Origin of the sequence: Streptomyces sp. NPDC059788 (assembly GCF_042732265.1) — a bacterium.
Lineage (GTDB): Bacteria > Actinomycetota > Actinomycetes > Streptomycetales > Streptomycetaceae > Streptomyces.
Window position 1 is genome coordinate 217,939 of sequence record NZ_JBHWHY010000001.1, and the last position, 25,929, is coordinate 243,867.

Genomic DNA, 25,929 nt, shown 5'->3' on the forward strand with positions numbered 1-25,929 from the left:
GGATCTTGGAACGATGACGGTTCCTTGATCGTCAAGCCGGGCATGGGGCGTGGTGATCTGAGCAAGGACGAGTGGGCCCGGCTAGAGCCGCATCTGCCGGCTTATGGGTGTCGGGGCGGCCGGTGGAAGGATCACTGCAAGGTGATCAACGGGATCTACTTCCGGGAGCGGGCAGGGGTGCCCTGGCGCGATCTACCTGCACGTTTCGGAAAATGGAAGACCATATACGAGCGTCACCGGCGATGGTCGGCGGACGGTACCTGGGAGAAGATACTGACCGCTGTTCAGGCTGACGCGGATGCCGAAGACCGCGTGGACTGGAGTCAGATCAGCGTCGACTCCACCATCTGCCGGGCCCATCAGCATGCATCTGGCGCCCGCAAGACCGCCCCGACGAACGGGGCAAAAAAGGGGCCCCACCCGCGCGGCACTCCAGCGATGAGGGACTTGGCCGCTCGCGCGGCGGGCTGACCACCAAAATCCACCTCGCCAGCGAAGGCGAACGGCGCCCGCTCGGCCTGCTCGTCACCCCGGGACAGACCCACGACGGCACCGTCTTCGAAGCCGTCGTCGAGGAGATCCGGGTTCCCCGCCAGGGCGGCGGACACCCCCGCACCCGCCCCGATGCCCTCAGCGCGGACAAGGCATACAGCTGCCGCCGTATCCGCTCCTACCTGCGACGACGCCAGATCCCGCACAGCATCCTGGAGAAGACGGACCAGATCCGCCACCGCCTCGCCCGAGGCTCGGCAGGCGGCCGCCCACCCGCCTTCGACCGGGCCTCGTACAAGCGCAGAAACGAAGTCGAGCGAACGATCAACGCGCTCAAGAACTTCCGGGCCGTGGCCACGAGGTTCGACAAGAGGGCCTACGTTTTCCACGGCACCGTCACCGTCGCCGCGATCCGGCTCTGGCTCTGGCTCCGCCCATGATCCGCCGGGCAGAACCTGGCAGTGAGGCGCTCGAAATCCAGTGGAGCAGCGCCGCTGTGCGCCATTACCGTGCTGCTGAGTCAAGTCGTCTAGGCAAGGACGTGCCGTTGTACACCCTGTGAGACCTCCCGAGTGCTGATCTGCCGCGCGTCGCGCCTGTGCGCCGCGCTGCTTTTTGCTGCGGACTTCTCACTGAAACCGGTGTACTTCTGTGCTCAATGACTGGGTGGTCATGCCCACCTGCCTGCCGACCGTTCTCCGCCGTTGCCCCGCGTGCGCGTCCGACCGCTTCCGGGCGAACGGTAAATTTCGCGTCAACGCAAACCACAAGCTCCTCGACGCCTGGCTCCTCGTGCTCTGCACCGCTTGCGGGGACACGGCAAAGCTCACGGTCCTGGAGCGGATGAACGTGCGCTCCGTACGACCTGAGCTGCTGGATCGGATGCATGACAACGACCCTGGCCTGGCGGCTGAGTTGCTCCAGGATCCGGTAGTGCGTCGCCGTAATCGCATCGCCCTCGACTGGGATAACGCCTGGCGCCTCGACACCGGCGGATCGGATCACCTGGACCGCGAGGTAATCGACGTCTCGGTCCGCTTCGCGGCGCGGATCCCTGTCCGGCCGGTGCGACTGATCGCTGAAGGGTGCGGTCTTTCGCGGGCCGAGGTCGAGAGACTGATCACGGCAGGCAAACTCGTTTCGGCAGTCCGGCTGAGCGGCAAGCTCTCCGGCGACTTCACCTTCACGCTCAAGCGCTGAGCCCTCCTCGAGACTAGGCCTGTCCGGCAAGATCCACCGGACAGGCCCTAGGCCTGTTCGGCCTGGTGACGAGGCGAGGCGACAGGTGTGCCTTCTTCGGCGCCCACCACGCGCCGCCGCCCAGGAACAGGAAGGATCCGGGGATCTTCGGCCCGGCCCCGGTCACTGCTTCTTCTTCTAGCGCTTCGGCCAGCCACGGTCCGGTCCTGAGGGTACCCCGCTTCAGCCAGTCGCAGGCAGCGTCGGAGTGCAGATCCGGCACAGCCGGTAGCGGATGCCCCCGCGCCGACCAATGCGCTCGGTGGCCCAGGTCACTGCCTCATCGGGCCCCAACACGTGCATGTGTGTCACCCACTCGGTGCTGATGGTGCCCTCGTGGGCGAATCTGGTGAGCGCTCCGTGCATCCACATCGAGTCGTCCCCTGCGGCGCGGCCGACCGACTGCTCGACCTCCGGGCAGGTGACGCGGTGCAGGGTATGCTTCCGGGCGGCATACGGGTACCGGTCGGGCTCGTCGAACCGGCGCCGCTGCACAACCGACCTGGCTCGGTAGCGTTGAACTGCTCCTCCGCCCGTGGCCTGCACCGGTAGCTCGACCACAGCCTCGCGCGGCGAAAGACAGGTGCTGGGTCAGCTCACCGAGATGCCCGAGAGGGAAAGCACCGTCCGCGACGGTGGTGTCGCGGTTGATTATCCTCGTGGTGGTGGCCGGCAGGGCAACGGGGCCTCTCTCACAACCGGAAGATCTTGCTCGGTCTCCCGCTCCACCAGAGGTCCCGTTCTCGCATCCCGAACTTCGACGCCTCGCGGACGATTTGCCAGTCCGTGCCCGCGCTCAACTTCGTGGCCTCGCCCAGTCACTCATACCACTTGCCCTTAAGAAGCAGGCTTGAGCGGCTTGGCGGCCAGGTTGGCCGGGCCGCCCTCAGGGGGTTTGCGCGCGGTGGCCTTTCGACGCCGGGCCTTGGTCAACTCCGACGGCCTGGCCCTCGCGCGGTTCATCTCCAGGATTTCGCGGCAGTCCTGGATACTGAACTTCAGGAACTTGCCCAAGCGGTGGTGAGGGAAGCCGTTATGGTTGGCCCCGTCACGGAGCCAACGTTCGCCGCAGCCTATGACTTTGGCGGCGCTCTTTGGAACCAGCATTATCTCGCCCTGTTCAAGGGCCTTCCTTGCGGCTTCGATGATTGCTTCGTCGGTGATTTTTTGCACAGTTGGACACTCCGGATCATATCGGGGCCGCTTTCAGCGGGTCTAGCTAGGAGCGTGTGTGCCTGCCAGGTCGTGGATGCCGGCCGAACGCAGCAGTGGCGTATCCATGATCTGCATGATCGTCGGTTTGGGTATCCGGAGATCCTGCGTCTCGTGTGCGGTGGCCTGATGGCCTTGGTGTGGTGCTGCTGACGATCTGCCGCCTGCCGCAGCGATGGGTCGAGTCGGTTGCCGGCGCATGTCTATTCCTTGCGAGTGACGTCTCCCTAGGCCATCTATTGGTAGTCACTCGAAAAGCCTATCGACTCGTTTCTCGACTAGTCAATCAGGTCTATTGCTGCCCGATGCGTGTCGCTTCTTACCCAGTGGTCGGTCGCCACTCGGGCCCGGCTTGAGGGCTGTCGTACCTCATCGTCAGCGACGCGCCTGCGACACCTCTGTCTCACTGGATCACCAAATGTTTCAAGGCCGCTCTGCGCTGACGGCCCCGCACGCGCCAGAGCCCCGCAGGATGAGGTGTGGGACGACGGGGCCGCGGGGAAGATCGCATGAAACAGGACCAGCGCACGGGAACAAGCGCCGGTCCGGGGCACGGTAGACGGGCCGGACGGCGGGGCTGCCGCTGTCTGAGTCGGTGCAGGTACTGAGCCGGGAGCGGGCATTGGAGCGAATCGACGCGGCAACCGCGAGGCTTCAGTCGGCGTGAGCTGACGACAGTGGGGCCTGGCAGGAGTGAGGTCGCGGCCGGGACCGGGCCTGCGCGTACAAGGCCGCCAGCAGGTTGTGCATGAAGCGGTGCATGTGAGGGGCCATGATCTCAATACGCTGGTCGAGAACCTCGTCGAGGGTCAACCACCGCATCGAGCGATACTCCCGCTCGTCGAAGGTGAGCAGTTGTCCGGCGTCAACGGACAGTACGTGCCACAGCGAGACGCTGGTCGGGCGTCAGCGCACTCATGGTGCTGTCCACGGCAGCATCGTGGCAGCCGACTCTGACAACGCCCCCAGTCCCGGCATCGGCTGTCATGGGCGGCCTGTAGCGTCCGGGCGTGACTTACGGACTGACGCGCCTGCTGCGTACCGAGCACGACTGGTCGGACTTGCTATGCTTCCTCGCCGAGCTGGACCCTGAGCCGCTCCGGTCCGCCTTGCTCCTGGGACCAGGCAGGATCACCGTCTGGCGGGAGGCCGCGGTGAAGGCAGGCAGAGGAGCCCCCGCAGGCCGAGCCGACTTCATCGTCCTGCTGGACGACATCGAGCGCGCGGTGATGGAGATGAAGCTCGGTGCTGGTGCTCACGGTAATCAGTTCGCGGCGTACGAAGCCTGGGCCGACGCGAAGGGCATACCGGTATCAGCCCGCTTCCTGGTGGGGCCGAACACTGACCCCATCCCCAACGAGCCGACCCATTGGACGCGTCGGCTCACCGTCCCCGGTCTGCTTGCTGGCTGGAACCGATCGACGGATGACCTCGCCCAGCTCCTGTCCGTCCGGGCGCTCCAGCAGTTCACGCAGTTGGAGGACGAGGCAACAGGCCCGGCGAACCATACCTCCATCGCACTGAGCGACGCACTGCGTCTGCGGCGACTGGCGAGCATGACGCAGGCTACCGCCCCACCCGGCACGATCTTCGCGCCGAAGCAGCGCTCTGAGGCCGGAGCTGCGAACATCTGCGCCTGGCGAAAGACGGCGGACGGATACGTTGTCGCCGAGATCCAGCGCCAAAACCCGAGGAGTCCGAGAGGTGGCACGGGCACTCCTTTCGAGATCCGCATCATGGTTGGGGCCCAAGGAGCGACGCCCGAGGCCGACGGAGAACTCGCGGACCAGCACCGAGGCTGGCTCGCCCGCCGTAGCTTCGTGCAGTACGCAGGCTCGACCGTCCAGACGATGGTGGTGGCACCGGAAGACGACGGATTCAAGACGAAGAAGTCGAGAGGGAAAGGCCACCCGCGGTACTACGGATACAAAGGCGGCGGGCAGGGAAGCTCCGCGGTGCTCCGGAGCACGGTGGACTTGAACGACATGGTGACCGTGTTCTCCGCTGCGCTGCAGTACCTCGCCACCTACCCGGAGCAGTAGACCAGGCCAACGCGCGCTCCCGGCCGGCAGCCTCCGCATCGACGGCATCGGTCTTGCCGCGCCTGCAGCGGACGCTGCCCGAGGCGGCAGGCTGCCGTCGGTAGGTAGCCCCCAGTCGCGTCGCTCTGAGTGCAACCCCACAGGTCACCAGGTACGCAAGGGCGCGGAGCATACCTCTCTCAGAACCCATTCCAGATCTATGTGACGACGCCCAGGAGCTATGCGACAAACCATCCGGAGGTCGCGCCGAGCGCACCTATGATCGATGCATGCCGTCGCCCCTTCCCACGTCTTTTGCTGTGTCCGACGCCATCACCCACTACCGACAGCTGCGCGAGCTGACCATCAGCGAGCTGGCCTACGTGCTCTTGATGCTCGATCACCCGATCTCGGCCGAAGCCCTCGCGGAGATGGAGCGTTGTGCTCGCCCCGTGACCGTCGACGATCTCGTCGCGATCGCCTATGCGCTCGACACGACCCCCGCGGCGCTGCTGTCGCACGTCCCCATGGACATGCCGGGATCCGAGGGGCCCCTTGCCACAGGTCTTCCAAGCGACGTCGACCAGGCCGAGCTCCGTGCCTGGATCGAGGGGAGGACCACGCTCGACCACGCGTCTCGGGTGAGCTGGTGGAAAGAGCGGGCCGGCCGCCTCAGGGTCAGGTCGGCACACCACGAGGAGCAGCTACAGGGCGCGTACGCAGAGCTGAGCGACCTCGGCGACCTGGCGGTCCGGGAAGCAGACGCCGCGCTCGTGCGACGTCTGCAGTGGCGTATTCAGGACGGCGAATACGCTCTCAACCAGGCGGAAGTTGCCCTGGCGCTGACTGAGCATCGGCTTGACGGCCTTCGAGAAGGCACCTGACAGGCGAGCCCTGACTAGGCAAAGTCGCTCACTCAGAGGTGTCTTGGGCTGGCCTTCTACCTTTAGGTGGTACGTCCGGTACATCAAGCTGCGATACTGGCAGGATGCTTGTGAATGCGTACGCAAGCGCTGATGTACGAGAAGATGGCTCGGCAGCCGGTCAGGCTGACCCCAAGGGGGCCAAGGGGGCCAGCTTCCGCTCCCGGGTGTGGTCGGGATCCGGCTCTCGGGGACGCCGTGTGGAAATGCGGAGCGGAGACGCTGACCTCTGTGAAGAGGGTGCCACCTGGACACGTAGGACTGAACGGGAGCAGGCGGAGACGATCATGACCGAGGATCAGCTGCAGACACAGGGAAACGTATCGGCATTGGGCTGTGCCACCGCGGCGGCAGGCTCCGTCTGTTCTCACGGCCGAGTAGCGGGCCGCCCTCCGGGTCGCGGAGCCCTTCTTTTTTGAGCCCCAGCAGACGCATCGCCGCAAGCCAACGACGTCGGAGTTTCAGGCCGTTCAGCTCGCTCCCGAGCGCCAGTCTCGTCGATGCCGGGCATGCCGTCGGTCCAGCCCTCGCAGAACTGGCCCAAACCGATTATCCAGGACAAACGAAGGGGGAACGTCATGAACACCACCAGGACCGCATGTGCGACGCAGACCAAGATCTCCGTGTTCATCGCGGCCCTGGCCGCGGCCTCACTCATGCTCACCGCTTGCAGCGGAAGCAGCGACAGCGGCGGCGACCTCGACGGTACCTACTACGTTAAGGACGTCAACGGCACTTCCGACCTCGGCCAGTTGGTCGTCAGGGGCAATACCGTCTCGCATCATGAGTACACCTGCGATGGTGTCTACGAGAAGCCGGACGTGACCAGCACTGGCGAGTTCAACAAGGATCAGTCTCAGATCATCTGGACGGTAGCCGGAGAGGACAGCCGCAACAAGCGGACCGGCAGCGAGCCCGTCTCAACCAGCGGCACCTCGGTCAGCATTAGCGGTAGCGCGTACGTACGTGACAACTCCGATGTCGGCAAGGCTCTGCTGGACGCCTTCAAGACCAAGTGCGGGAAGTAGCATCGACGTCTCTCCCGGCCAGCCCAGCAGCTCAGAACCGGTGGACATCGCGTCCAGGGGTTCTGTCTTTTCAGCTGATCAAGCCTCTGACGCCAACTCCTGAAGCTGCTGCGCCCGGTACCCCTCGATCGTCTCCGGCGGCCGACCGTACTTCGGGGCATGCCGCTCGACGAAATCGGGCTCGGCCCACGCTGCCTACCTCCGAGTCCTCGGCTGGGGCACCCGTGACGAACACCACGGCGCTGACGCCGATGTTGGACAGACACACCACCCAGTCAGCAGCACCACAGGCAGATCACCTTCGGTCGCCATGATGCCCAACACGCCCAAGCCTGCGCCATTGTCCAGAAGACTCCATACGTACCCCTCGAACGTGCCGGCCAGGCGTGCGAGAGCCCGCGGCTCGTTGCGATGCCGCACGGCGCGCACCATCTCGCTGACGAACACCACGGTCGCCACAGCGCTCAGTGCCAGCTCACTAATCCCGGTGATCCACCATCGCGTCGAGCGCTACCAGCCACGCGAGAACTCGCCGCGAAGCCTCGATCCGGGCCTCATGCTCCCTTCCTTCTCCCCACACTGCTCAAAGGGCGACGCACTCGGCGAGATCGATCTTTCTCACCGAGTGCGTCAGTCCTCCACGCTTGTTTTCGACCCGGACGATCAATCCTCCTCGTGCCGTCGACGACGGAGGTCACCGGCCGGCCGCTGCTGCGGCTCCGGGGTCTCCACGCGCTGAGGGGTCGGATCGGCAACCCGGCGCGGCCGCGGAGCCTGAGCCCGTGGGGTAGGCGTCTGGCGCGGCGTCGGTGTCGGCGGAGGTGCCTGTATCGAACCCGGCTGGCGCGGTGCCTGCGTACGAACCGGAGCCTGTGCACCAGGCGCAGGCGGAGCCTGTTCCGGAGTAACCGGGGGGTGGCTGGCCGCCGCGCCGGTTCCCGGTCGCCTCGGGGCCGAGACGCCCTGACCGGAGCGCGTGGGCCGCGTGCTCGGCGCGGCCTGCTGTCCAGAAACAGGAACGGGAACAAGAGCAGGAGTAGCGCCACCGCTGAAGCGCTGTGGTGCAGCCTGCTGATTCCCGCCCGAGGAGCCCTGCTGACTCGGGGCACCCGTGCCGAACTGCGTCTGGACCGTCTGACCGGCGACAGCCTCTCTACTGGTCGGGACGGAACCAGCGCCGCCGGCGCCGTTCTGACTCCGAGCGCCACCGCGAGAGCTCGACGGCTCCGTGATCGAGGTCAGGACTTCGCCAGGGATGACCTTGTTGCCGCCCGAGGTATAACCGAAATTCGACAGGCCGCCCTGGTCGCTCAGACCCTGCGCTGTCTGCTTGTCAGAGTGCGAGCTGCCCGCTCCACCGCTCGTCAGCTGCAGCGGGCCACCCCTGTCGTCGAGGCCGTCGCCCTGACCGGGTGCGCCCTGAGCACCAGCGGGACCACTGCCGCCCGGCAGAACCTTGACGCCGTCACTGCCGTCGCCGGAGCCACCACCGCCAGGACCACCAGCCAGCACGGGGCTGTCCGGGCCGTCCTGACCACCGCCCCCGAGGGCCAGTTGCTGCTGACCGGCGGTCAGCGCCATGGCGTCACCGTTCGTACCGCCCGCGTTCGTCGACGCCGTCTTGCCTGCGGGCTTGCCCGTGTTCGGGGACGCCGGACCGCCGGTCTTGCTGTTGAACCCGTTGGCGAGCTTGTTGCCCATAGCCATACCCGCGCCAGCCCCCAGACCCGCGGCCAGAGCAGGCATCAGCCCGCCCTTGTCCGGCTTCGGCGCGGTGTTCGTCTCGAGGAACTTGTCCACGAGCTTGGTGACCACTTCGTCCATCGCCTGCAGCACAGTCTTTCGCACCCGTAGCAGGGCGAAGGTAATACCCATGATCACCAGTGAGGAGATCAGGGTCAGGATCACCACGATGATTCCGCCGAGTGCAGCGCTGCTCCACAGGCCGCCTGGGCTCATAAAGCTCGACATCGGTCCGGCCATGATGTCCGGGACCGAGATCAAGAACTCCGAGACGAACTGGTAGACGAACAGCGTGACGAGGACCTCCAGGATCAGCGCCATGGAGTAGATGATCACTTTGGCGATCGCCTGCAGCGCGCCCAGCGCCGCGAACGGCACGGCGGCCACCAGGCCGAAGGTCCGCTTGATCGCTCCGGCCAGCATGCCGATGGCGTACCAGAAGCCGAGCAGGACGATGGAGCCCAGGACCGTGACCGCGTTGCTCCAGTACATGAACTTCGCCGGCCCCGTGCCCACCTGGCTGACGGCCATGTGGTTCTCGCGGGTGAACCCGCTGGTGGCGTTGTTCGACGAGTACATGGTCAGCGAACTGGGGCTGAATCCGGTGTTGAGGTAGTTGTATGCCGCCAGGGGAGACAGGTTGCATGAGGCTGGCGTCTTGTCCACCGTGAAGCCGCAGCCGGCCTTGGTCCCCGTCGTCGTGAAGGCTGTCGAGTCCTTGCCGGGACGAGAGGAGGTCAGACCCGTGTCGTCGGTCGAGATCACCGGGTGATCGTCCGGCTTCGGCCCCTTTTCCTCACCGAACTCCTCCACGTCGCCGTAGCTGTTCTTGTCGACAAACCAGCTCTTCTTGACATCCGAACTCTCGTCCAGCTGCGTGATCGAGCTCTTGATCCCCGACTCGAAGTCGGAGGCTGCGATCTCGTGGCTCGCGATGTACTTGCCGATGATTCCGAAGGTCGAAAACACCGCCTTGAAGTCGTCCGAGGCGCTGTTCCTGGTGACGGAGACGGTGCCGGCCTTCCACGCCGATTCGGCGTCGGCGGCTTTTGTTCCGATACTGATGCCGTTGAACGTCGCCCCGTGGGACTGCTTGTTGATCGCCAGCGCACTCGTGCGCACCGACATCATCGCGTCCGGGCTCGCCTGGTCACCGTTCCAGGAAACAGCGGCCTGGCCCGGGATCCCCAGACGGTCGTTCATCATCCACGCCTCGAAGTCGACGTAGGTGCTCAGCACGACGCGCGTTGGGCCGGCGTGTTGACCAAGAACGGAGTCGTCGAACTTTCCGAGCACGCTGGAATACATCGACCCGACGAGCGGCAGGCCGACGCCGATGAAGACGACGCGCACGATGAGCTTCTTGATCGCCGAGCCCCGGTCCATCTTCTTGAACATGACCAGGCCGATGAGCAGGAAACTGATGAAGATCGGCACGAGCGCCTGCCACGAGATATCGACGAGCAGGCCGTACCAGCTGCTGATCCAGTGCTGCAGACCCGAGAGCGCGCCGCCTCCGGTATCACCTCCCGTCATGCCCTCGGCAAGAGCCGGATTGACCGCTGCGACCGCGCTGTAGAACCACATGAAGGGGTTGATGAGCTTCAGGAACTGGATGATGACGTAGAACAGTGTGCCGACAGCCAGCGCCAGAGCGTAGAGGGTCCAGAGGATCGACCCTCCGATCACGCTCACGATCTGGCCGCCGATGCCCGAGGACATCGTGTCCAGGCCAAGGTCGTTGTTGGCCGCCCCGAAGTGCGCGTAGTCGAGCATGCCCGAATACTTCGCGTTGTCCTCGTCATCCTTGGCCGCGAGGGTCTTATAGGTAACGGTCTGCGAGGACCCCGACACCTCGGCGAAGAACCAGCCCACGATGTTGCCCAGGCTGAACTCCGGGTCGGCGTAGCCGAGCATGGAACCGCCCGAGGCCGGGCTGGAGGTGACCGGCTTCCAGTTCTCGTGCATGCCTTCGTCGTTCTCCGGCGAGTTCTTCTCGCTGAAGTACGAGCTCGCATTCGAGGCCAGTTGGTAGAGGCTGTAGTTGTCACGCTCCTTCTTGTCGTCCGCGGACGCCGGCGAAGAAGTGGCCATCATGAAGACCGGCACGAGCAGCGCGGCCAGGAGGACGAGGGCGAGTCCGCGTGCGAGCCCACCCGGGCGGGCTGCACCACTGCCGTGGCGGGCCCGGGCGCGCAGCCGCGCCATCGCCGTGATCGTCCCGTTCATCGCCTTTCCTCTACTCCTCGCCCTCGTGTCAGTGCTGACCTCGTTCATGTCTTGACCAGCTTCTTCGGGCTGGGCCTTTCCTCTGGTCGCCTTGCGCCGTTCTCGGGCTGCTGCAGGCTTTTCGTGCCGTTGCGGCGCTTGCTCGCGTCGCTGTGGCCCGCTTCAGTCTCGCCGTCGCCGCCCTGGCTGTGCTTCCGGATGCTGGTGAGGTTCGCACCCGGTGCCGGCTTGGCGTGCATGATCGCGTCCATCCGCGCCGTCTCTTCGGCCCTGGCCGCCTCTAGGCGGACCTGCCTGCGCTGGGCCTCGCGGTAGGGGTTGATCCCCAGTGCCAGATCCAGGTGGAAGACCACGTTGGAGACACCCCGGCGCAGGTACGTGAGGTTCTCGCCCTTGGTCGTGATGAGCTGGGCGAGATCCGGCGGGATCCGCTGGTGCAGCTGCTTCTGGTACTCCGCCACCGTGCCGTCGCGCATCGGGCCGAAGAGCGTGTAGTCGGCAGCGTCGAACTTGTTGAAGTCGCTGTCGGCCAGCATCTTGTCGACGTCGTTGTAGCTGTAGACCACCCGGCCGCCACGCTCGTGCAGGTGATCGAACTGTTCCTTGATGTACTTCTTCACCCGGTCGTCGATGTGCTCGGTGCCGTGGATGATCACCGTGTCGCCGAGCTCCAGCTTGCCGACCGCGAAGCCGACGATGTTCACCAGCTGCGCCATCGCCACGCCCTTGCCGCGGCGAATAAGCCGTGAGAAGTCGTAGACCACGCGTGGGGAGTCCCGAACCCCGTCCACAGCCGAGGCTGTGTGGTTGTTGAAGAGGTCACCGTTCGTGCTCAGCATCGCGCTGGCGATGCCCTTGAGCACGTTGTACGCCCGTAGCTGGTCTGCGTCGGTCTTGCTGGAGCTCAGCAGCGTCTTGTGGGCGGTCGCCAGGTAGGAGACGAACATCTGCAGACGCGGCACCTGGGTGTGCGGGATGTTCACCACACGCAGGCGGTGCCGCTGCTCCTTGGCATTGTGCCGCCACATGCCCTGCTCGATGTAGAAGTCCGTGGCGGTGTCTTCGAGGGCACTGCGGATGATCGAGCCGACGGCACCATCGGTGGTCTCATAGAGCTGCTCGAACATCAGCTTGAGCTTCTCCATCTGGGCGGAGAAGACCGTCAGTTCGTCCTCCTCCTCGCCGAACATTTCGAACATGTTCACGTCGCCCTGGTTCAGGTCCACGCGTGAGGTGAGCCGTTCGAACTTCGGGCCGAGCTTGTCGAGGTTCGCTCCGTCAAGGACGAGGTGGACGACCTGGCCGTTGTTCAGCAGCGTCGCCTGCGAGATTTTCGAGCACCACATGTTGGCCACCCGTTGGCGGTCGAGGTACTCGCTGAGGGTGGCGTCGGCGACGATCACGTGGTCGTCGTAGGCATTGACGTCCATGAGCACGGCGCTGTTGTTGACGTCGCCGACCATATAGCCGACGTACTCGCCGCTCTTGTCGTTGAGGCCGTTGGTCACCAGCGAGTACGAACCGGCCAGCTCGGTCGAGGTGAAGTGGAAGCCCTTGCCCTTCTTCTTCTCGTTGTTCTTCCACAGACCCGAGAGCTCCTGGCGCTGCTCGCCGGCATAGGGCGCAGCCTTCAGCGTGCCGAAGCGGTCGATGTACAGGCGCGTGACCCGGTCGATCGTGTCGTCCAGGGTCGCCAGGTCGGGGGCCTTGAGAAAGAGCCGGTTGTGCACCGACAGGTAGCCCGCGCCGTCCTGGAGCTCTGCGATCGTGACCCCGAGGTCACCGGAGATCTTCGCGGCCTTGCGTTGGGAGGAGGTCGTGCCCGTTTCCTCCTGCTCGTTGGCATCGAGCCGTTCCAGCTTCTCCGACTGCTTCGTATACGAGTCGATCCACTTGTCGTCCATCCGCTTGACCTGCTCAAGCACGACCGCGGTGACCCGCTCGTCCAGGCCGTCCGGAATCCGGTCGATGCCCCAGAAGGCGGCGAAGTTGTCGTGCGCTGCGTCGTCGTGGAAGTACGCCAGGATGCAGGCGACCGAGCCGTCGACCTCGAAGTAGTCGGAGCGGAAGAAATACTTCTCCTTCGGCTTCAGCGCGAGCAGATGCGGATAGGCGTCGAACGTGCCCTGGAGGTGCTTCACCTCCTGGCGGCGCCTCCACCAGGGCTTCTTCGGCCCGGCGGCCTCATCGGCCACGCCATGCGCTGCCGCAGTGTTCTGCACACCCTCAGCCTGAGCAGCGTCGTCCGCGGGCAGAACATCGACCACAAACTCCGCGCTTTCATGCGTCTCGTCAGGCTTCTTTCCCGGGATGCCGAGCTGTGCCCGGACTTTCGTCATCAGCGCCATGGTGTCTTTCGTTCCTCGTCGTGCCGGCCGGCCTGGCGCTGATCAGTTCAGCGATGCCTTGGGACTGGATAGTTCGTCGTCGATGCCCTGGTAGAAGACCCGCAGCATCGGCTCGGCCTCCTCGCGGTCGAGCATCGTGGCTTCCTTGATCATGAGAGTGGAGCCGCCGACCTCGGCCTGGAGGACCTGGTGCCCCTTGCGCAGTGCGTCGGCGTTCTTGCCCTTGAGCAGCAGGTACTGGTGAATTGAGGGGAACTTCCCGCCCACGTGCTGCGTGAGTATGTCGTACTGCTCGTTCTGCAGCTCGATCAGATCAGGGTCACGGGCCTGCAGCGCCTGGTTGCGCTGCTCCAGGTTCGCCACCTGGTGGTAGATCCGCTGCGGCTCCTTCGTCGTGATGAAGTGGTGCTCGCAGGTCGTCTCGACCTTGCGCCAGAAGGAGTCGACCCGGTCGAGGATCCCGGTCCGGTCCTCGTCGAAGAGCAGATAGCTCGCCGAGCCGACGACCAGGTAGACCCGGCCTTCGCCGCCGTCGGAGAAGTGGATCAGCCCGTCTTCGTCGATCCCGTTGATGCCGACGATCGAGTAGAAGTCCGTGGGGTTCGAGGTACGACGGGTGAGGACGTGGCGGGCCTTGCGGGGCACATACGCCAGGAAGGCCGGCACCCGCATGATGCGCAGTTCCTTCGTCTTCATCAGCCCGCCGAAGTAAGCGATCGCCGCCAGTCCCCAGAGGACGAAGAACGTGATGGCGACCGGGCCCGAGCTCGCAACGAATGTCGACGTGCTGAACCACAGCAGGGCGAGGATGCCGCCGCCGAAGAAGAGCAGCTGCTTGATCGGGGAGGGCTTCGCCGCCCAACCTCCCTTGCTCAGCGTGATCTCGTGGTCGAGGAAGCTCCTGTTCAGCGAACTCGGCACCTTGTAGGACAGTTTCGCCACTCTCATCTCCCTCTGCGACCGCAATGGCCATTGCTCGGCCTATCGAAAGGGCCTCATGCGTGAGGTGTGTGAATGACATCCTATCTCGGATAGATTATTCGAATCGAGGACGAGAGGCTATTGAATGGTGGCATCGGGCGAGTCGGACTGGCGGGTCCGAGTCATCGGGTGTCGTCCGGGCGGCCGACCGATCAGTCGCGCCGCGGAGGCAGTGGCGCTCAGCCCATTGCTGCCGCCTCGAAGCGCGGAACGTCGCCGCCCAGGTCGAGCACGGCCAGCGCATCAGTTGAGCCGTCCCGTCGAGGATTTCCTGACGGACCAACCCCTCGAACACTGCCAGCTCCGAGTGCCGGAAGCGGTGGTGCCCGGCGACGCACAGCGTCTCCATGGTCGGCTCGCGCACCGAGAGCGCCCGCGCGGCGTGCACCTGCTGCACCGCCTGCATACGCCAGCCAGAGCGTCGTGGTGTCAGCTGCGACCGTCGCCGAGCCCGCTGGATCAACCAGCCCCGGGACCACAGCGCCTCGTGGGCGAGCAGCACATACCGGCGCGCACGAGACCAGAGCGGGGGTGCCAGAGGCGATCCCAACCAGAGGGCTCCGGAGCCGTTGCGCGACAACGTGCCGGTGACGTCGTAGTTTTCGTGGCCGCCCAGCGTGATGTGCAGGCGCTCGCCCAGCGGGGCGAGCTGCTTGTTCAAAGCCTCCAGAGCCCGGGACCCGCTGCTGCGTGTCAGTGTCCGTGCGGTATCAACCAAACGACGGGACGATCTTCTTCGTGCCGCCCTCTTCCTTCCAGGAGATGCGGGCGTCGAAGGTCTTGCCCTTGGCCGAGACGAAGCCTGTGCCCTCGATGGTCTTGCCGGCCGCCAGGTCCTTGCGCTGCGCATCGGTGAAGGTCACCTGGCACCAGGACCGAGGCGGTTCGTCGCCGGAGCCGAAATCAGGGATGATCTTCTTCGCCTTCGCGTCCCATCTGACCTTGCAACCGAAGGTCTTGCCAGTCCGTGCGCTGACGAAATTGTCGATCTCCAGCGCCTGGCCCGCTAGGAGCACCGTGATCTCGGCCGGCGTGAACGTCCGGCCAGACCACTTCGTCGGCTTGTCCAGCCCCTCCAGCTGGAACCCGACGAACCTGCGACCCTTGAAGTCGCCGACGCCGAGCGCACCGGTGACCGTGAAGGGCTTGTCCGCCTTCGGCCTCACCTCGAACGAGATCGTCTCGCCCGCGAGCAGCTTCGCCACCTCGTCATCGCTGAACTCGTGGCCCGACCAGATCTTCTTGAAAGCGGCCTTCTTCGGGCCACCCGGAGCGGCCTGCCACACTCCCTCGACGCGGGCGGCGCCGACCCGCTCCTTCAGGCCTAGCTCGGCGCGCATGGACGCGGCGTTCTTCGTCATCGTGACGATGTCCTCGCGCACCCAGTCGGCGACGACGGCCAGGCGCTCCTCGGCGGTCGCCGTTCCGGCGGCGATGTCGCGCATGTCGGCGTAGACCTTCTCGGTGAGCCCGAGATCGCCGATGTGCGTGCCCGGCAGAAGCCTCCAACTCATCTCGCCGGCCTGCGCCAGCCTGAGCTTCCGATCCTTCTCGATCAGCAGCGGGTACTTCGCCTTGTCGTTGGTCACCTCCGAGTACGTCGAGGTGCGGGTCGCACCTGTACCCACGTCGGACTTCTCCAGCTGCTTCATGAGCCACTTCATCGTCGGGTGCTCGGGGCGCTTGTTCGCGCCCTCAAAGGTGAACGGCTCAGCGTTCTGGCCCAGGCCCTTGCCGGACTCGTCCCCATCGCCCTCGTCCGCGTCATCGCCGGCGTCCGGATCGAACACCGTCCTCCAGCCGGGGCTCTTGGGCACGCTGGCGATGCCGACGAAGTCCGGATACTTCTCCACGTGACCCTTCTGCTGCTCGTAGAGATAGTCCTCGGCCAGCATGGCCAGGTAGTTCTTCGCGAGCATCTCGTAGATGAGCCGTCCGGCCTTGCCGTACTTGCGCTCGACCTCGCCCAGCGACGAGGGCACCTTTGGTCCCGGACGGTTCGCGCCGTGCGCGCCTCGGGTCTTCACGTGCGTGGAACGAGGCTGGCGGTGCGTCAGGAGTCCAGCGTCGACGCCGACCACGACGGCGATCGTGTCGACCAGTGGTGCGAGGTCCTTGAACTGCTCAGGCGTGATCGTCTTGTCTTCCGTGCGCGGATAGGAGACAACCTGGTCCTCGTACATCTTCTGGTAGGTCGAAAGTGTCAGGTTCGCCTTCACGTCCTTGCCGACGAGCATCGACGACAGGGAGGCAAGGTCGAGTAGCTTCGGCGGCGCGGTCCTCTTGTCCGTCTTGCTGTCCAGGACGACAGCGGAAGGGCCGTACCGCTGCGGCACCTGGCCTCTCTGCTCGCACTGCGGCTCGTCCGGGTTCGTGTACAGGACGTTGTTCTCGTCGCGGAAGCGGTTCTGGAAGAACGGCTTCTTGACGTACGCGTCGTAGGCATTCTGCTGGTCGCCGACGAGAGAGACCATCGCCGACTTCAGCCGGCCCTGGCGCAACACGAGGTCCTGGCCGGACTGGCGGCCCATCGCTGTGGCGATACGGGTGAACTGCATCGAGAGGAAGTCCCACTGCGAGCGGTACATCGCCTTGCGGTAGCCGCCCTCGTCCTGCATGGCCCTCACGGGCCGACGCTGCTCGAAGGCCTTCCGGATCGAGGCCTTCGACTCGTCGGTGAACTCCATGCGGCTGAACCGCTTACCGTGGAAGCCGAGTTCGTCGATCGCCTCCCAGAAAAGCAGATCGCCCTCGCCGGACGGATCCAGGTCCGTGGCGATGACGATTTCATCGCCACGGCCGAGCGCACTGCGCAGCGCCTTGATGACGTTCGCGTCCTTCTTCTGCGGCTCGCGCTTCCACGAAAGATCCTGCGGGTTCCACGGCAGATTGCCCAGGTCCCACTTCTGATAGGTGTCCGCGAGCGAGGAGTCCACCATCGCGTGTGGCTGGACGAACTCATAGAGGTGACCCCGCAGGCTCGCCACCTCGTAGACCGTGTCCTTGTAGCGCCCCTTCGTCCCGCCGAGGGCGCTGGCCATGTTCCTCGCGGCGCTCGGCTTCTCTGCGACGACAATCGCGACCATATCCACTCCTTCTCGCCATTGATTCGGAAGCGAGTGCGAGTCTACTCGAAAAGGGCAGTTGAATGGGAGTCGATAGGCGCATGGAAGGGATTTGAATAATGTGATGGGCGCACAGAAAAGCCGGCGCCGGCGCGCTGTTCGAGCAAGCACCCCTCGTCGAAGAAAGAGAAGATCCCGAGAGGCTCAGCTTCTCGGGATCGCCATCTGTCGAGCGCCGTCACCGCCCAGACGACAACACCACGCCGAGCCGGACGGGGTACACCCGCCGCACCTTGCCGAGTATCTTGAGTCCCGCCGAAGACTTCAGGCCTTCCTCCAGCTCCCTGAGTCGGATGGGCCGCACGCCGGCCCCCTCGGCGACATGCTTGCGCGTGGCCTGCCCCCCTGGGCTTGATCAGCAGATTCGGCAGGTCCGCGGTCAGCTCCTCGAACATCCGGAACTTCTCACGCCCGCCCATGCACGTGTGGCCAACGTGGATCGCACCACAGCTCTCTTCACACCAGTACCCGCTTGTCGACGTGTCTTCCCGGAGCTTCGCGGAGATCTCTCGCTCGCTCCGGTAGCGGCGCTTGAAGGCCCACGTCCCGTCGCACTGCGTCCGGCATCCGCGCCGCGCGTCCTGGGACAGCGAGGCAGGCGCGGCCATACCCGCGCACCGCGGAGTGCAGTGCAGGTCGAGGTACACCGGGTCCTGGGCACGGAGGCTCAGACCCTTGCCGCATGTCTTGCAGCGCTGCCAGACGAAGGTACGGGCTGGCAGCCACCGATCGAGCTTCACAGAGCGCCTTCGGTCAGCGGACGATGCGCTCGACGTGAGCGAAAGTCACGGTCTCTTCGCCATCGCGGTCGAAACCGCGCTCCCCGGAGTGATGGATGAATCGGTACGCCCCGGCCGGCACGTCCACGACCGTGCCGCTCCAGCCGAGAGCAGAAGGATCACCGCCCTGTGACTTCCAGTGATCAAGGTCGGCGATGGAGTAAGCCCACAAGTCGGTGCAGATGGCCGCCAGGTGGATGCTCTCCGGGAGCGACGGCATATCGTCATCGTCGTAGCGCGGACTGGCGATGACGTAGCTGTCCGGAGCGGTGCAGTACAGGCCGGGGCAGCTGTTGCCCACCGGGCCGTAGGCGCAGCCGACCGCAGCCATGGCCTCGACAGCCTGGGCCTGGCCAAGGGCTGAGTTGTAGCTGGCGATGACGTTGTCGTCCCAGTTGAAGACCGGACGCAGATCGTCTGTGACCAGGAGTTTTCCGGAAGGCACGTCGATGGTGATCTTGGTGGTGATGCTGTCAGGATAGGGGCAGGGCTCCTGCACGTGGACGGCACTGTCGGTGAGCCGGAAAACCGGTTGGCGGTCGCAGACAGCGCAGCTGCACGCGGTGCCCGAAACGTAGGGTTCCCGGCCGTCGAGCCGAAGCACCTCCACCTCGGCCTTGCGAGAGATCAGATGCCCGTTGGCGTGCAAGGGCAGTCGCTCGATGGTCATTGGCGCATCGCTCCTCAGTTCATTGTTCACCTCGAGCGAGGCGAAGTGATCGACAGATGGCGATGAACGTGGTGCCGATGAGCAAGTGAGTGGTGTCTACCTCGGTCCATCGATTGAACAGCAGGTGCCGGTTGGTAGTCACCGGCCAGCGGCGGTGACGTTCACGGAGCCAAGCGACGGCGCAGCGGTAGGTGAGTTCGTCCAGACGTGCGTGGCTGAGGACGAGGGTACGGAAGGCGCGGTGTTGATGATCCAGGCGAAGACGTAGCCGCGGGTGGGATCGCGGAAGATCATGCCTTCCTGCAGTAGGGCCAGGAAGACGTTTCGCAGGACGATGTGGATCGAGCGGACTGGCGTCCCCTTGCGGATGGCGATGGCCCGCTTGACGTCGTCCTGGGTGGGGAAGGAGTTCCCCTTGCTCGTCGCGGTCATCGAATCGGCCGTCCTTCCCGCTCGCGTTCGAGCCTCAACTGCTTCCTGGTCGCCTCACGGGCCTTGTCCCGGAAATAGATCGCCTCCTTGTGCGTGATCGGCGCGTCATGAAGGTTGTGCGAGCCCCGCAGGAAGTTCTCCGTGCGGTCGGCGATGGAGTACGCCAGCGCCTGCTCGATCACCGCACTGGTCTGGCGGACCTCGCTCAGCTCGTCGCGCAGCTTGCGCAACAACCCGTCCCGCTCGTGTTCCACAGCCTCGATGCTCATCAGCCGTGTCACCACGCTGCCCAGCAGCGGGTCGCGAGAGCGGAACAGCTCAACGGCACGCTCGGTGGCAGGATCGGCATCAAGGTGCAGGTCGAGCTGCGCCAGCAGGAACGCCGTCACCAGCGTGCCCTGGCTCAGCCTCTGGCTGAACTCCCGAGCAGCGCTGTCGTTCACGCCCAGCTCACGGACTGCGGCTGCTCGCAGCTGCTCCCGCAGCGCGTTCATGATGCTCTCGGGCAGCGCCTTGATATGCGGCTGGCTCTGCACGCCGGCGAGCCGGAAGCCCGACTGGGGAAGCGTGGCGGTCTCGGCTGCATTGCCTGAAGCGCCCTTCGAGGCCGCGCTCTGCACGGCACCCTGATGGTCGGTGAGCCGCAGCGAGCCGGACGTTGCATGCTCGGCTTCATTCGGTACGGCGACGACGGCATGAGCAGCGACTTCGGCTGTAGCGGTGTCCTCGACGACCGGCTGTGCCCCGGGAGCCGGAACAGCATCAGCCACTGGACCCGCTGATGCACCGGCCGGGAGCACCCCGTCGGCGGCGTTCTGCCCGCCGCCGCCGCGCTGATGGGATCCGCCGGCCCGCTCGGAGTCGCCGGCGTCGGGCTCGTGATCCGGCTCCGGGGTCGGGCGATCCGCTTCGGCTTCCACGTCGAGATCGGCCTGCGGGCCTTCAGCCTTGAGTGGAGAACCGATGCCGCCGGCCTTATCGAATGGCACCGCCGGTTCGGGCGTTGCCACCTCGGGCTGCGCAGCCCGAGCCTGGGCGCGCTTCAACTCCTCGCTCCCGCCACGCCGGTAGGCGTCGAGGAAGGAGGTGTCCACATCCATCACCTCGTCGGTGGGTGTGGCCGCTTCCAGCATCTCTGCGAAGTCCCGGCTCATGCGAGCTCACCGTCCTCCTCATCGAGCAGGTAGTTGTCGCCGCGGGTGAGCCCGATCAGCGAATCGAAGCCCGTGGTGACGACTCGTTCGAGGTTCGCCGAGTTCTTCGACAGCGCCGCGACCTGATCGACAAGCTCATTGAGCCGCGCGATCTCCAGGGTCGGCAGGTCATAGTCGAGGTTCTCGCGCCGGATCTTCTCGGCGACCGCCTCGGCCACGTACTCGTTCACCGAGGAGAACCCACGCTTGTCGGCCCAGTACTCCGCGCGCTGCTTGTCGACCGAGCTCAGCCGGACGAACATGCCCTGGCGGTCATTACTGCTGCTCCGCGTCGCACCCGGCGGCTTCTTCTTCGTACCGCGCACGGGCTGCGCCGTCTTCTCCGACTCCTGTGCGGCGGCCATGTGCGGTTTCTCCTTGCCTTATTCGACTGATCTACAAGGCCATCTTATCAATGCCACTCGATAAGTCATTGGCGCGCATTATGCTTCCTGTGGAATGCCAGTAGAGTTGCAGTCGCCCCCAGTCGCCCCCCTGGCGGCGCATCACCGCAACAGGTGGCCCTGCTCGATTTCCTTCCTGCGGGCGGGTTCAGCTGCTGTGAACCGCATCCACCTTCTGCTGGGCGAAAGCCAGGCCACTGAGGCGATCCTGCACATGCCAGACGGACCGAACGGTGCCCTCATGGAACGCGGGAAGCAGGAGATGGCCGAACTCGCCTTCGCCGTCAGACAATTGCTCACCTGGACCGAGCGTCGACCTTGTCGGGCCGAGGCCTGTATGTGCCGCGCAGACCGGCCATTCGACGAAGCCGGCGCGCCCCGTCTGCTTCATCGCAGGCAACAACACCGTGCACGCTGGGCGCGTGCACCGGGGCTGTCGGGCTCGCCTGATCACGGTCGACGGCAGTGTCACGCCACTGTACGAGTCGCCCGGCTACCCGAGGACCCCGGTGTCCACCTGCTACGAGTACATCCGAAGCTGTGTCCGCGTGCCAGCAGCACCCTGGAGCGCATCTGAGCTCCGGACACTCCCGTCCTCCCCGAACCGTGATTCTGCCGACACCGCACAGGCCGGCACCACCTTCAGAGATGATGAAACTCGCGTCGGCCGTGCGCCGTCCGGCCGCACCGTGACACGGAAGGAAGAAGCGTTGCCCGCCCACACATCTCCCGCCCCGTCCGCACTCGTCCACCCCGTTCCCCTCATGATCGACCGCACAGGAAGCCTCGACCGGGACGACGCCATCGTTGTCCGCCGCCTGCCGGACGGCTGGGAACTCACCGTGTACATCGCCGACGTCGCCTCCGGTGTCGCCCCCCGGGAGCACCGCCGATCGGAAGGCGTACCAGCGCAGGGAGTCGACGTACGGCGGCTTTCGGGGAACGGCCAAGATGCTGCCCCGCCCCGTAGAGGACGGGCTCACCCTCGCGGAGGGTCGGGCATGCGCCTCCCTGCGCGTGCGGGTCACCTTCGATGTAGCTGGCACACCGGTCGGTGTGAACCTCGCACGGGCCCAGATGCGCGGGGCCTTCGCGATGGACCACCACGCGGTCGCGGCTGCGGTCAGCGACCCCGCTGATCAGTTGCACCACCAGCTGCGCGATGCAGCCGAACTGAGCGAGACCCTGCTCGCACGGCGGCGCAACCAAGGTGCGCTGGCCCTGTACGACCTGCTGAAGGGATGGGCCACCGACGAGGACGGCCGCCTGGTCCGGGTAGCGGCCGCGGAACGGAACGTCGCCTACAAGATCGTCCAGGAGTGCATGATCGCCGCGAACACGGCTGTGGCGGAGTGGGCCGCCGAGCGCGACTTGCTGCTCCTGTTCCGCAACCATTCCGCGGCCAAGGTCGCTCCACCGCGCGAGGCGCTCCTCGGCGACCTCGATCTCGCCCTGTCCGACAGCACCGGTGCCCGCCTTGAGTCGCTACAGCGGCGGACCCTGCTGGTGCTGCGGGCCGCCGAGTACGCGCCCTTCATGAGCGGCCACTGGGGCCTGAACCTGCCCGGCTACGTGCACGCCACCTCGCCGCTACGTCGTTATGCCGACTTGGTCGTGCAGCGTGTCATCTTCAGCCACCTGGACGGTGCTCCCGGTCCGTACGCGGATACCGAACTGCTGTCCGTTGCTGAGGCTTTGAACGAGGGCGCTCGCGCCGACCGTGAAGCCCAGCACAACGTCCGGAGGTCCTCCGCGCACGCTGCCGCGCGCAAGGCGGCAGCGGCCGAGGCCGACTACTCCCATCTGGACAGCCGGGACTTCCACGCCGTCCTGAAGCAGGGCTGCAAGGAGAACATCGCCAGCGCCTCCCTTGCCCGGGAGGCGGCTCGTCGGGCCAAGCAGCAGCAACTGACCTCCCTCGAACTGCAGATGATTCTGCTCGTGGCCTGCACCGACGCCTGGGAGGCTGCCCGAACCGAGTGCCTGCAGACCATCGCGGCAGCACCCGAGACCGCGGTCAGCGTGCTGTCGGTACACGCGCAGGTCAACAGGGCTCCGAACCCGACGTTCACCGACCGCAGCAGTGGGCAGGCGCACTCGTCCGTGTTCACCTCCCGGGCCGAGTTCGCGGAGGCAGCGGGCCCGGTGGTCGGCGCCGAGCGTTCGGCCTTGTCGAAGAAGGCGGCACGTCATCAGGCCGCGCTCAGTCTCCTGGCCAGCCTCGCGGGTCTGCCGGATCCCTCCGGAAACCATAGGCGTGCACACGATGGAACGACGCCGGAGAAGGCTGTCCAGCCCGCGGCCGCCGAAGGACGCCAGCCGGTCGCGGTGCTCAACGAGTACGCCCAGATGCTGGCCGTCCGTGACCTGCGGTACGACTTCGCAGCGACCGGCCCCGGCCACCAGATGACCTTCATCTGTACCGCTCACGCTGCGCACAACGGCAATGCCCTGACCGCTACTGGCACGGCAACGGCGAAGTCCGCAGCCAAGGCTGCCGCTGCCGCAGCCCTCCTCCAGCAGGTCCACGCCGCTACGGGCGACAGCGACGCCGCCTGAATTGCTGCACAGCCCCGGAACCCTGGCCCTTCCGGCGGGGCTCCGGGGCATGCTGGGCGCAGACAGCCAGCACTGTTCTGACCGTTTCCGGGCTCAAGCGGGCGCCGTGCGGCCACGCCTGCTATCGCGTCCGGCACCCTTGTCGGGTCGCATCAGGCCGAGGTCTTCCGGCAGCTCTTGGCAGCCACGTCTGGGCCGACTACGCGGCGCACTCCCCTCTCCTCACCTCCGCTGCCTTGCTCCGTCAGGAAGGCGCCCACGCGCCGGTGGGCGTGCCTGGTGAGCGCGTGACGGCAAGAAGAGAGAGGACCCGGTGCGACATGCCCCACCGGGTCCTCCGTCTGTCTGATGGGCTCCCGCTCAGGAGCCGGGCGTGGGACTCGGCGTCGCGTTCGTCGTGCAGTCAGCAAGCCCCTGGGCGAATCTCGGAGACTGCCAGATCGTCTTGTCCTTGTCGTTCGGCAGGTGTTCGGTGATCGACCCGGCGCCGAGGGGTGCGCCGCCGGCGAAGAAGCGCAGAGCCTCCTGGGTGAAGCCCGCGTTGTACACCAAGATCGACAGGCACTGGCCGGCCGCCGCGTAGGCCTTCTTCTGGCTCTCGTCCCGGGCGAAAGAGGAGAACATCGAGACCAGACCCTTGGTGAGCTCAATGGACGAGTTGACCGGCTGATCTGCGCGGACCGGGTATGCCGGCTTCAGGTTCGGCTTGCCGGCCGCAGGCTTCGCGGCTGCCTTCGGCGGCATGTAGCTCTGTGCCTTGAGGCTGCTGCTCGGAAGTACAGCCTTGTCGATGCATGCGTCGAAGTCCCTACGCAGCGACCGCGAGGCCAGGAGCGCAGCGTCGTCCTTGCTCACCGTGTTCAGTTCGTCGATAACTGCGCCTATGTCGTCGCTGTCGGCCTTGACGATGAAGGCCAGCGCCTTCTCCGGTAGTCCCGCCTTCCGCACTGCGCTGGCCAGGCAGGCCCCGCCGTCCTCTCTGGAACCCCCGGCGCCCTGGAAAGAGAGCTTGTCCAGCGCCTCACCAAGGGGCTTGTCGGCGACCCTGACAGTGCTCGTAGTCGGGCTCGATGCAGGCGAAGCCTGTGCCTCCTGAGTCGTTCCACCACTGCCGCCGGAACACCCAACCAGCACAACGCCCGCGGCCGCAGCCAGCACCGCGGCAGAGGGGCCAGCCTTCCTCGTCCTCCGGGCCTTCATCGCTTCTCGCCTCGCCCTCCTGTTACCGACCAGTCCGATTGGATCGACTGGTCTCCGAGAGCATCCTATTCGAATACCTATTGAATGGTAGTCCGTGATGAGTCGGTATGCGACGCGATAGAAGATGCAGAGGATGCGCAGAGCGGGGCCCGGACGCGCAGAGTGCCTGCAGGTCTGTTTGGCACGTGGGGATCAACGGAGTTGATCCGGGGGGCTCTGCGATACAGCCTGCGCATGCCGGCTACGGGTGACCCCTGTCGGTCGGCTTGCTGGGCGACCACTATGAGCGGGCCCTGCGCACGGCGTGTGGCGCGGTCTTCGAGGGCACAGGATTCGCATGTTCGATGGCTTCGAGGAGCACGGCGAGATGAAAGACGAGATGGGGATGGGATGACGGCCTACACGATGCTGGGGGAGTTCGATTGGGGCGGGGATCTTCTGGTCGGAGGAGCGGATCGAGCGAGAGGCGGCGGCGCTCGGCCACAACGGCTGGTGCAACACGTTCCAGGCCGAGTCGGCGGATGAGGCGTTCCGGAAGGCGGGGAGGGCGACGTGTGACGAGACGCAGCTCGGCGTCGCGGCGAAGCTGTTCGACGTGCGGTCGGGGCGGCGACTGGTGTACGAGGGACGTACGCTCCAGGACTGAGCACAGCACATTCAGGTGAGGCCCGGCACGGTGCGGGCGGGGGTGCGGTTCCTCCGCCGGTTGAGTAGGTAGCGAATGCGATGAAAGAAGGTGCGCTGCATGTATATCGAACCGGCGAACTGGGCTGTGAAGAACAGGATCCGGGATACCGATCCGATTACGTCGGAGATAGCCCTCGAGTACCTGACCGATCTATACGGGTCGCAGACGGTGGAGGCGACAATGGTGAAGGTCGCGCCGGAGGGGACGTCGTTCCGGCTGCTGCTCAACATTGAGGGCCTGACGGTGTCCACTGAGCAGATCATGCCGGTCGACTACACCCCGCGGGGACACGAGACCGGTCCGACGGGCCTGGCGCAGGCGCAGAAGGTGTGCGAGCGGATGATCCGTGAGGTGAACGCCTGGTGGGAGCGCCTGACTAAGAAGTACAAGGACGTCGGCGCGGCAACCGAGTACGCGCGGCTGGCGAAGGAGGAGAAGGCGTGACGTACCACGAGGGCGCCCCGATCATGACCGGGTGGGGTTAACACGAAGCCGGAACGGTGTACGTGCCGATGCACGCCGGCAACGGCACCACGGCGCTTCGCAGGCCGATGGACAAGATCGTCGAGCCGCCCCCCAATCCGAGCCCGGTGAATTGACCCGCGGACTGGACCACGGCCGACCTAGCCGGGCCGACCGACGAGAAGGCACAGACACTGGGGT

General features: G+C 65.6%; 19 protein-coding genes. 7 read left to right on the forward strand and 12 right to left on the reverse strand.

Annotated features, from left to right (window positions below; all coding sequences use genetic code 11):
* Window positions 1-42 precede the first annotated feature (42 nt).
* Together ACFV57_RS01180 and ACFV57_RS01185 are read left to right on the forward strand one after the other, a co-directional pair.
* A protein-coding gene (locus tag ACFV57_RS01180) for an IS5 family transposase (protein ID WP_385224636.1) occupies window positions 43-932 on the forward strand; the annotation gives its coding sequence in 2 pieces (ribosomal slippage) (window positions 43-393 and window positions 396-932; 888 coding nt in all).
* Window positions 933-1,143: 211 nt separating this feature from the next.
* Window positions 1,144-1,692 (forward strand): DUF1062 domain-containing protein, encoded by a 549-nt coding sequence (locus ACFV57_RS01185; protein ID WP_385224349.1) that lies wholly within the window; start codon window positions 1,144-1,146, stop codon window positions 1,690-1,692.
* A gap of 876 nt (window positions 1,693-2,568) precedes the next feature.
* On the opposite strand, the gene ACFV57_RS01190 is transcribed toward ACFV57_RS01185, so the two are convergent.
* Window positions 2,569-2,904 carry a hypothetical protein gene (locus ACFV57_RS01190; protein WP_385224351.1) on the reverse strand — a complete coding sequence of 112 codons (336 nt, stop codon included), beginning with the start codon at window positions 2,902-2,904 and terminating at the stop codon, window positions 2,569-2,571.
* A gap of 1,049 nt (window positions 2,905-3,953) precedes the next feature.
* On the opposite strand from ACFV57_RS01190, the gene ACFV57_RS01195 reads away from it, so the two are divergent.
* The 3 genes from ACFV57_RS01195 (at window position 3,954) to ACFV57_RS01205 (ending at window position 6,915) form a co-directional block, all read left to right on the forward strand.
* A complete protein-coding gene (locus ACFV57_RS01195) occupies window positions 3,954-4,985 on the forward strand; it encodes a hypothetical protein (RefSeq protein ID WP_385224353.1) in 1,032 nt (343 codons plus the stop codon).
* Window positions 4,986-5,254: 269 nt separating this feature from the next.
* Window positions 5,255-5,848 carry a DNA-binding protein gene (locus tag ACFV57_RS01200; RefSeq protein WP_385224355.1) on the forward strand — a complete coding sequence of 198 codons (594 nt, stop codon included), beginning with the start codon at window positions 5,255-5,257 and terminating at the stop codon, window positions 5,846-5,848.
* Between the two features lie 617 nt (window positions 5,849-6,465).
* A complete protein-coding gene (locus ACFV57_RS01205) occupies window positions 6,466-6,915 on the forward strand; it encodes a hypothetical protein (RefSeq protein WP_385224357.1) in 450 nt (149 codons plus the stop codon).
* A 663-nt stretch (window positions 6,916-7,578) separates the two neighbouring features.
* Here ACFV57_RS01205 and ACFV57_RS01210 read toward each other — a convergent pair.
* From ACFV57_RS01210 to ACFV57_RS01255, 10 genes are all read right to left on the reverse strand, one after another.
* The gene (locus ACFV57_RS01210; RefSeq protein ID WP_385224359.1) at window positions 7,579-10,887 is read right to left on the reverse strand and encodes a hypothetical protein; all 3,309 of its coding nucleotides are present in this window, start codon (window positions 10,885-10,887) and stop codon (window positions 7,579-7,581) included.
* Window positions 10,888-10,931: 44 nt separating this feature from the next.
* Window positions 10,932-13,235: a hypothetical protein gene (locus tag ACFV57_RS01215; protein ID WP_385224361.1), complete on the reverse strand. Its 2,304-nt coding sequence runs from the start codon at window positions 13,233-13,235 to the stop codon at window positions 10,932-10,934.
* A 42-nt stretch (window positions 13,236-13,277) separates the two neighbouring features.
* A complete protein-coding gene (locus ACFV57_RS01220; protein ID WP_385224363.1) occupies window positions 13,278-14,177 on the reverse strand; it encodes a hypothetical protein in 900 nt (299 codons plus the stop codon).
* Window positions 14,178-14,271: 94 nt separating this feature from the next.
* Complete coding sequence (locus tag ACFV57_RS01225) at window positions 14,272-14,877, reverse strand: hypothetical protein (protein ID WP_385224365.1); 606 nt, start codon at window positions 14,875-14,877, stop codon at window positions 14,272-14,274.
* A 49-nt stretch (window positions 14,878-14,926) separates the two neighbouring features.
* A complete protein-coding gene (locus ACFV57_RS01230) occupies window positions 14,927-17,302 on the reverse strand; it encodes a DNA topoisomerase (RefSeq protein ID WP_385224367.1) in 2,376 nt (791 codons plus the stop codon).
* Between the two features lie 792 nt (window positions 17,303-18,094).
* The gene (locus tag ACFV57_RS01235; RefSeq protein ID WP_385224369.1) at window positions 18,095-18,790 is read right to left on the reverse strand and encodes a hypothetical protein; all 696 of its coding nucleotides are present in this window, start codon (window positions 18,788-18,790) and stop codon (window positions 18,095-18,097) included.
* 138 nt (window positions 18,791-18,928) lie between these two features.
* Entirely contained in the window at window positions 18,929-19,222 is a 294-nt protein-coding gene (locus tag ACFV57_RS01240; RefSeq protein ID WP_385224371.1) for a hypothetical protein, read from the reverse strand.
* Complete coding sequence (locus tag ACFV57_RS01245) at window positions 19,219-20,376, reverse strand: hypothetical protein (protein WP_385224373.1); 1,158 nt, start codon at window positions 20,374-20,376, stop codon at window positions 19,219-19,221. The genes ACFV57_RS01240 and ACFV57_RS01245 overlap by 4 nt, the downstream gene beginning before the upstream one ends.
* Window positions 20,373-20,780 (reverse strand): hypothetical protein, encoded by a 408-nt coding sequence (locus ACFV57_RS01250; protein WP_385224375.1) that lies wholly within the window; start codon window positions 20,778-20,780, stop codon window positions 20,373-20,375. Before ACFV57_RS01250 ends, ACFV57_RS01245 begins: the two co-directional genes overlap by 4 nt.
* A 187-nt stretch (window positions 20,781-20,967) precedes the next feature.
* The gene (locus ACFV57_RS01255) at window positions 20,968-21,210 is read right to left on the reverse strand and encodes a hypothetical protein (protein WP_385224377.1); all 243 of its coding nucleotides are present in this window, start codon (window positions 21,208-21,210) and stop codon (window positions 20,968-20,970) included.
* 476 nt (window positions 21,211-21,686) lie between these two features.
* On the opposite strand from ACFV57_RS01255, the gene ACFV57_RS01260 reads away from it, so the two are divergent.
* Window positions 21,687-23,378: an RNB domain-containing ribonuclease gene (locus tag ACFV57_RS01260; RefSeq protein WP_385224379.1), complete on the forward strand. Its 1,692-nt coding sequence runs from the start codon at window positions 21,687-21,689 to the stop codon at window positions 23,376-23,378.
* Between the two features lie 360 nt (window positions 23,379-23,738).
* Here the strand turns inward: ACFV57_RS01260 and ACFV57_RS01265 are convergent, their stop codons facing one another.
* Complete coding sequence (locus ACFV57_RS01265) at window positions 23,739-24,536, reverse strand: hypothetical protein (protein WP_385224381.1); 798 nt, start codon at window positions 24,534-24,536, stop codon at window positions 23,739-23,741.
* 787 nt (window positions 24,537-25,323) lie between these two features.
* Between ACFV57_RS01265 and ACFV57_RS01270 the strand changes: the two genes are divergently transcribed.
* Window positions 25,324-25,710: a hypothetical protein gene (locus ACFV57_RS01270; protein ID WP_385224382.1), complete on the forward strand. Its 387-nt coding sequence runs from the start codon at window positions 25,324-25,326 to the stop codon at window positions 25,708-25,710.
* The last annotated feature ends 219 nt before the right edge of the window (window positions 25,711-25,929 follow it).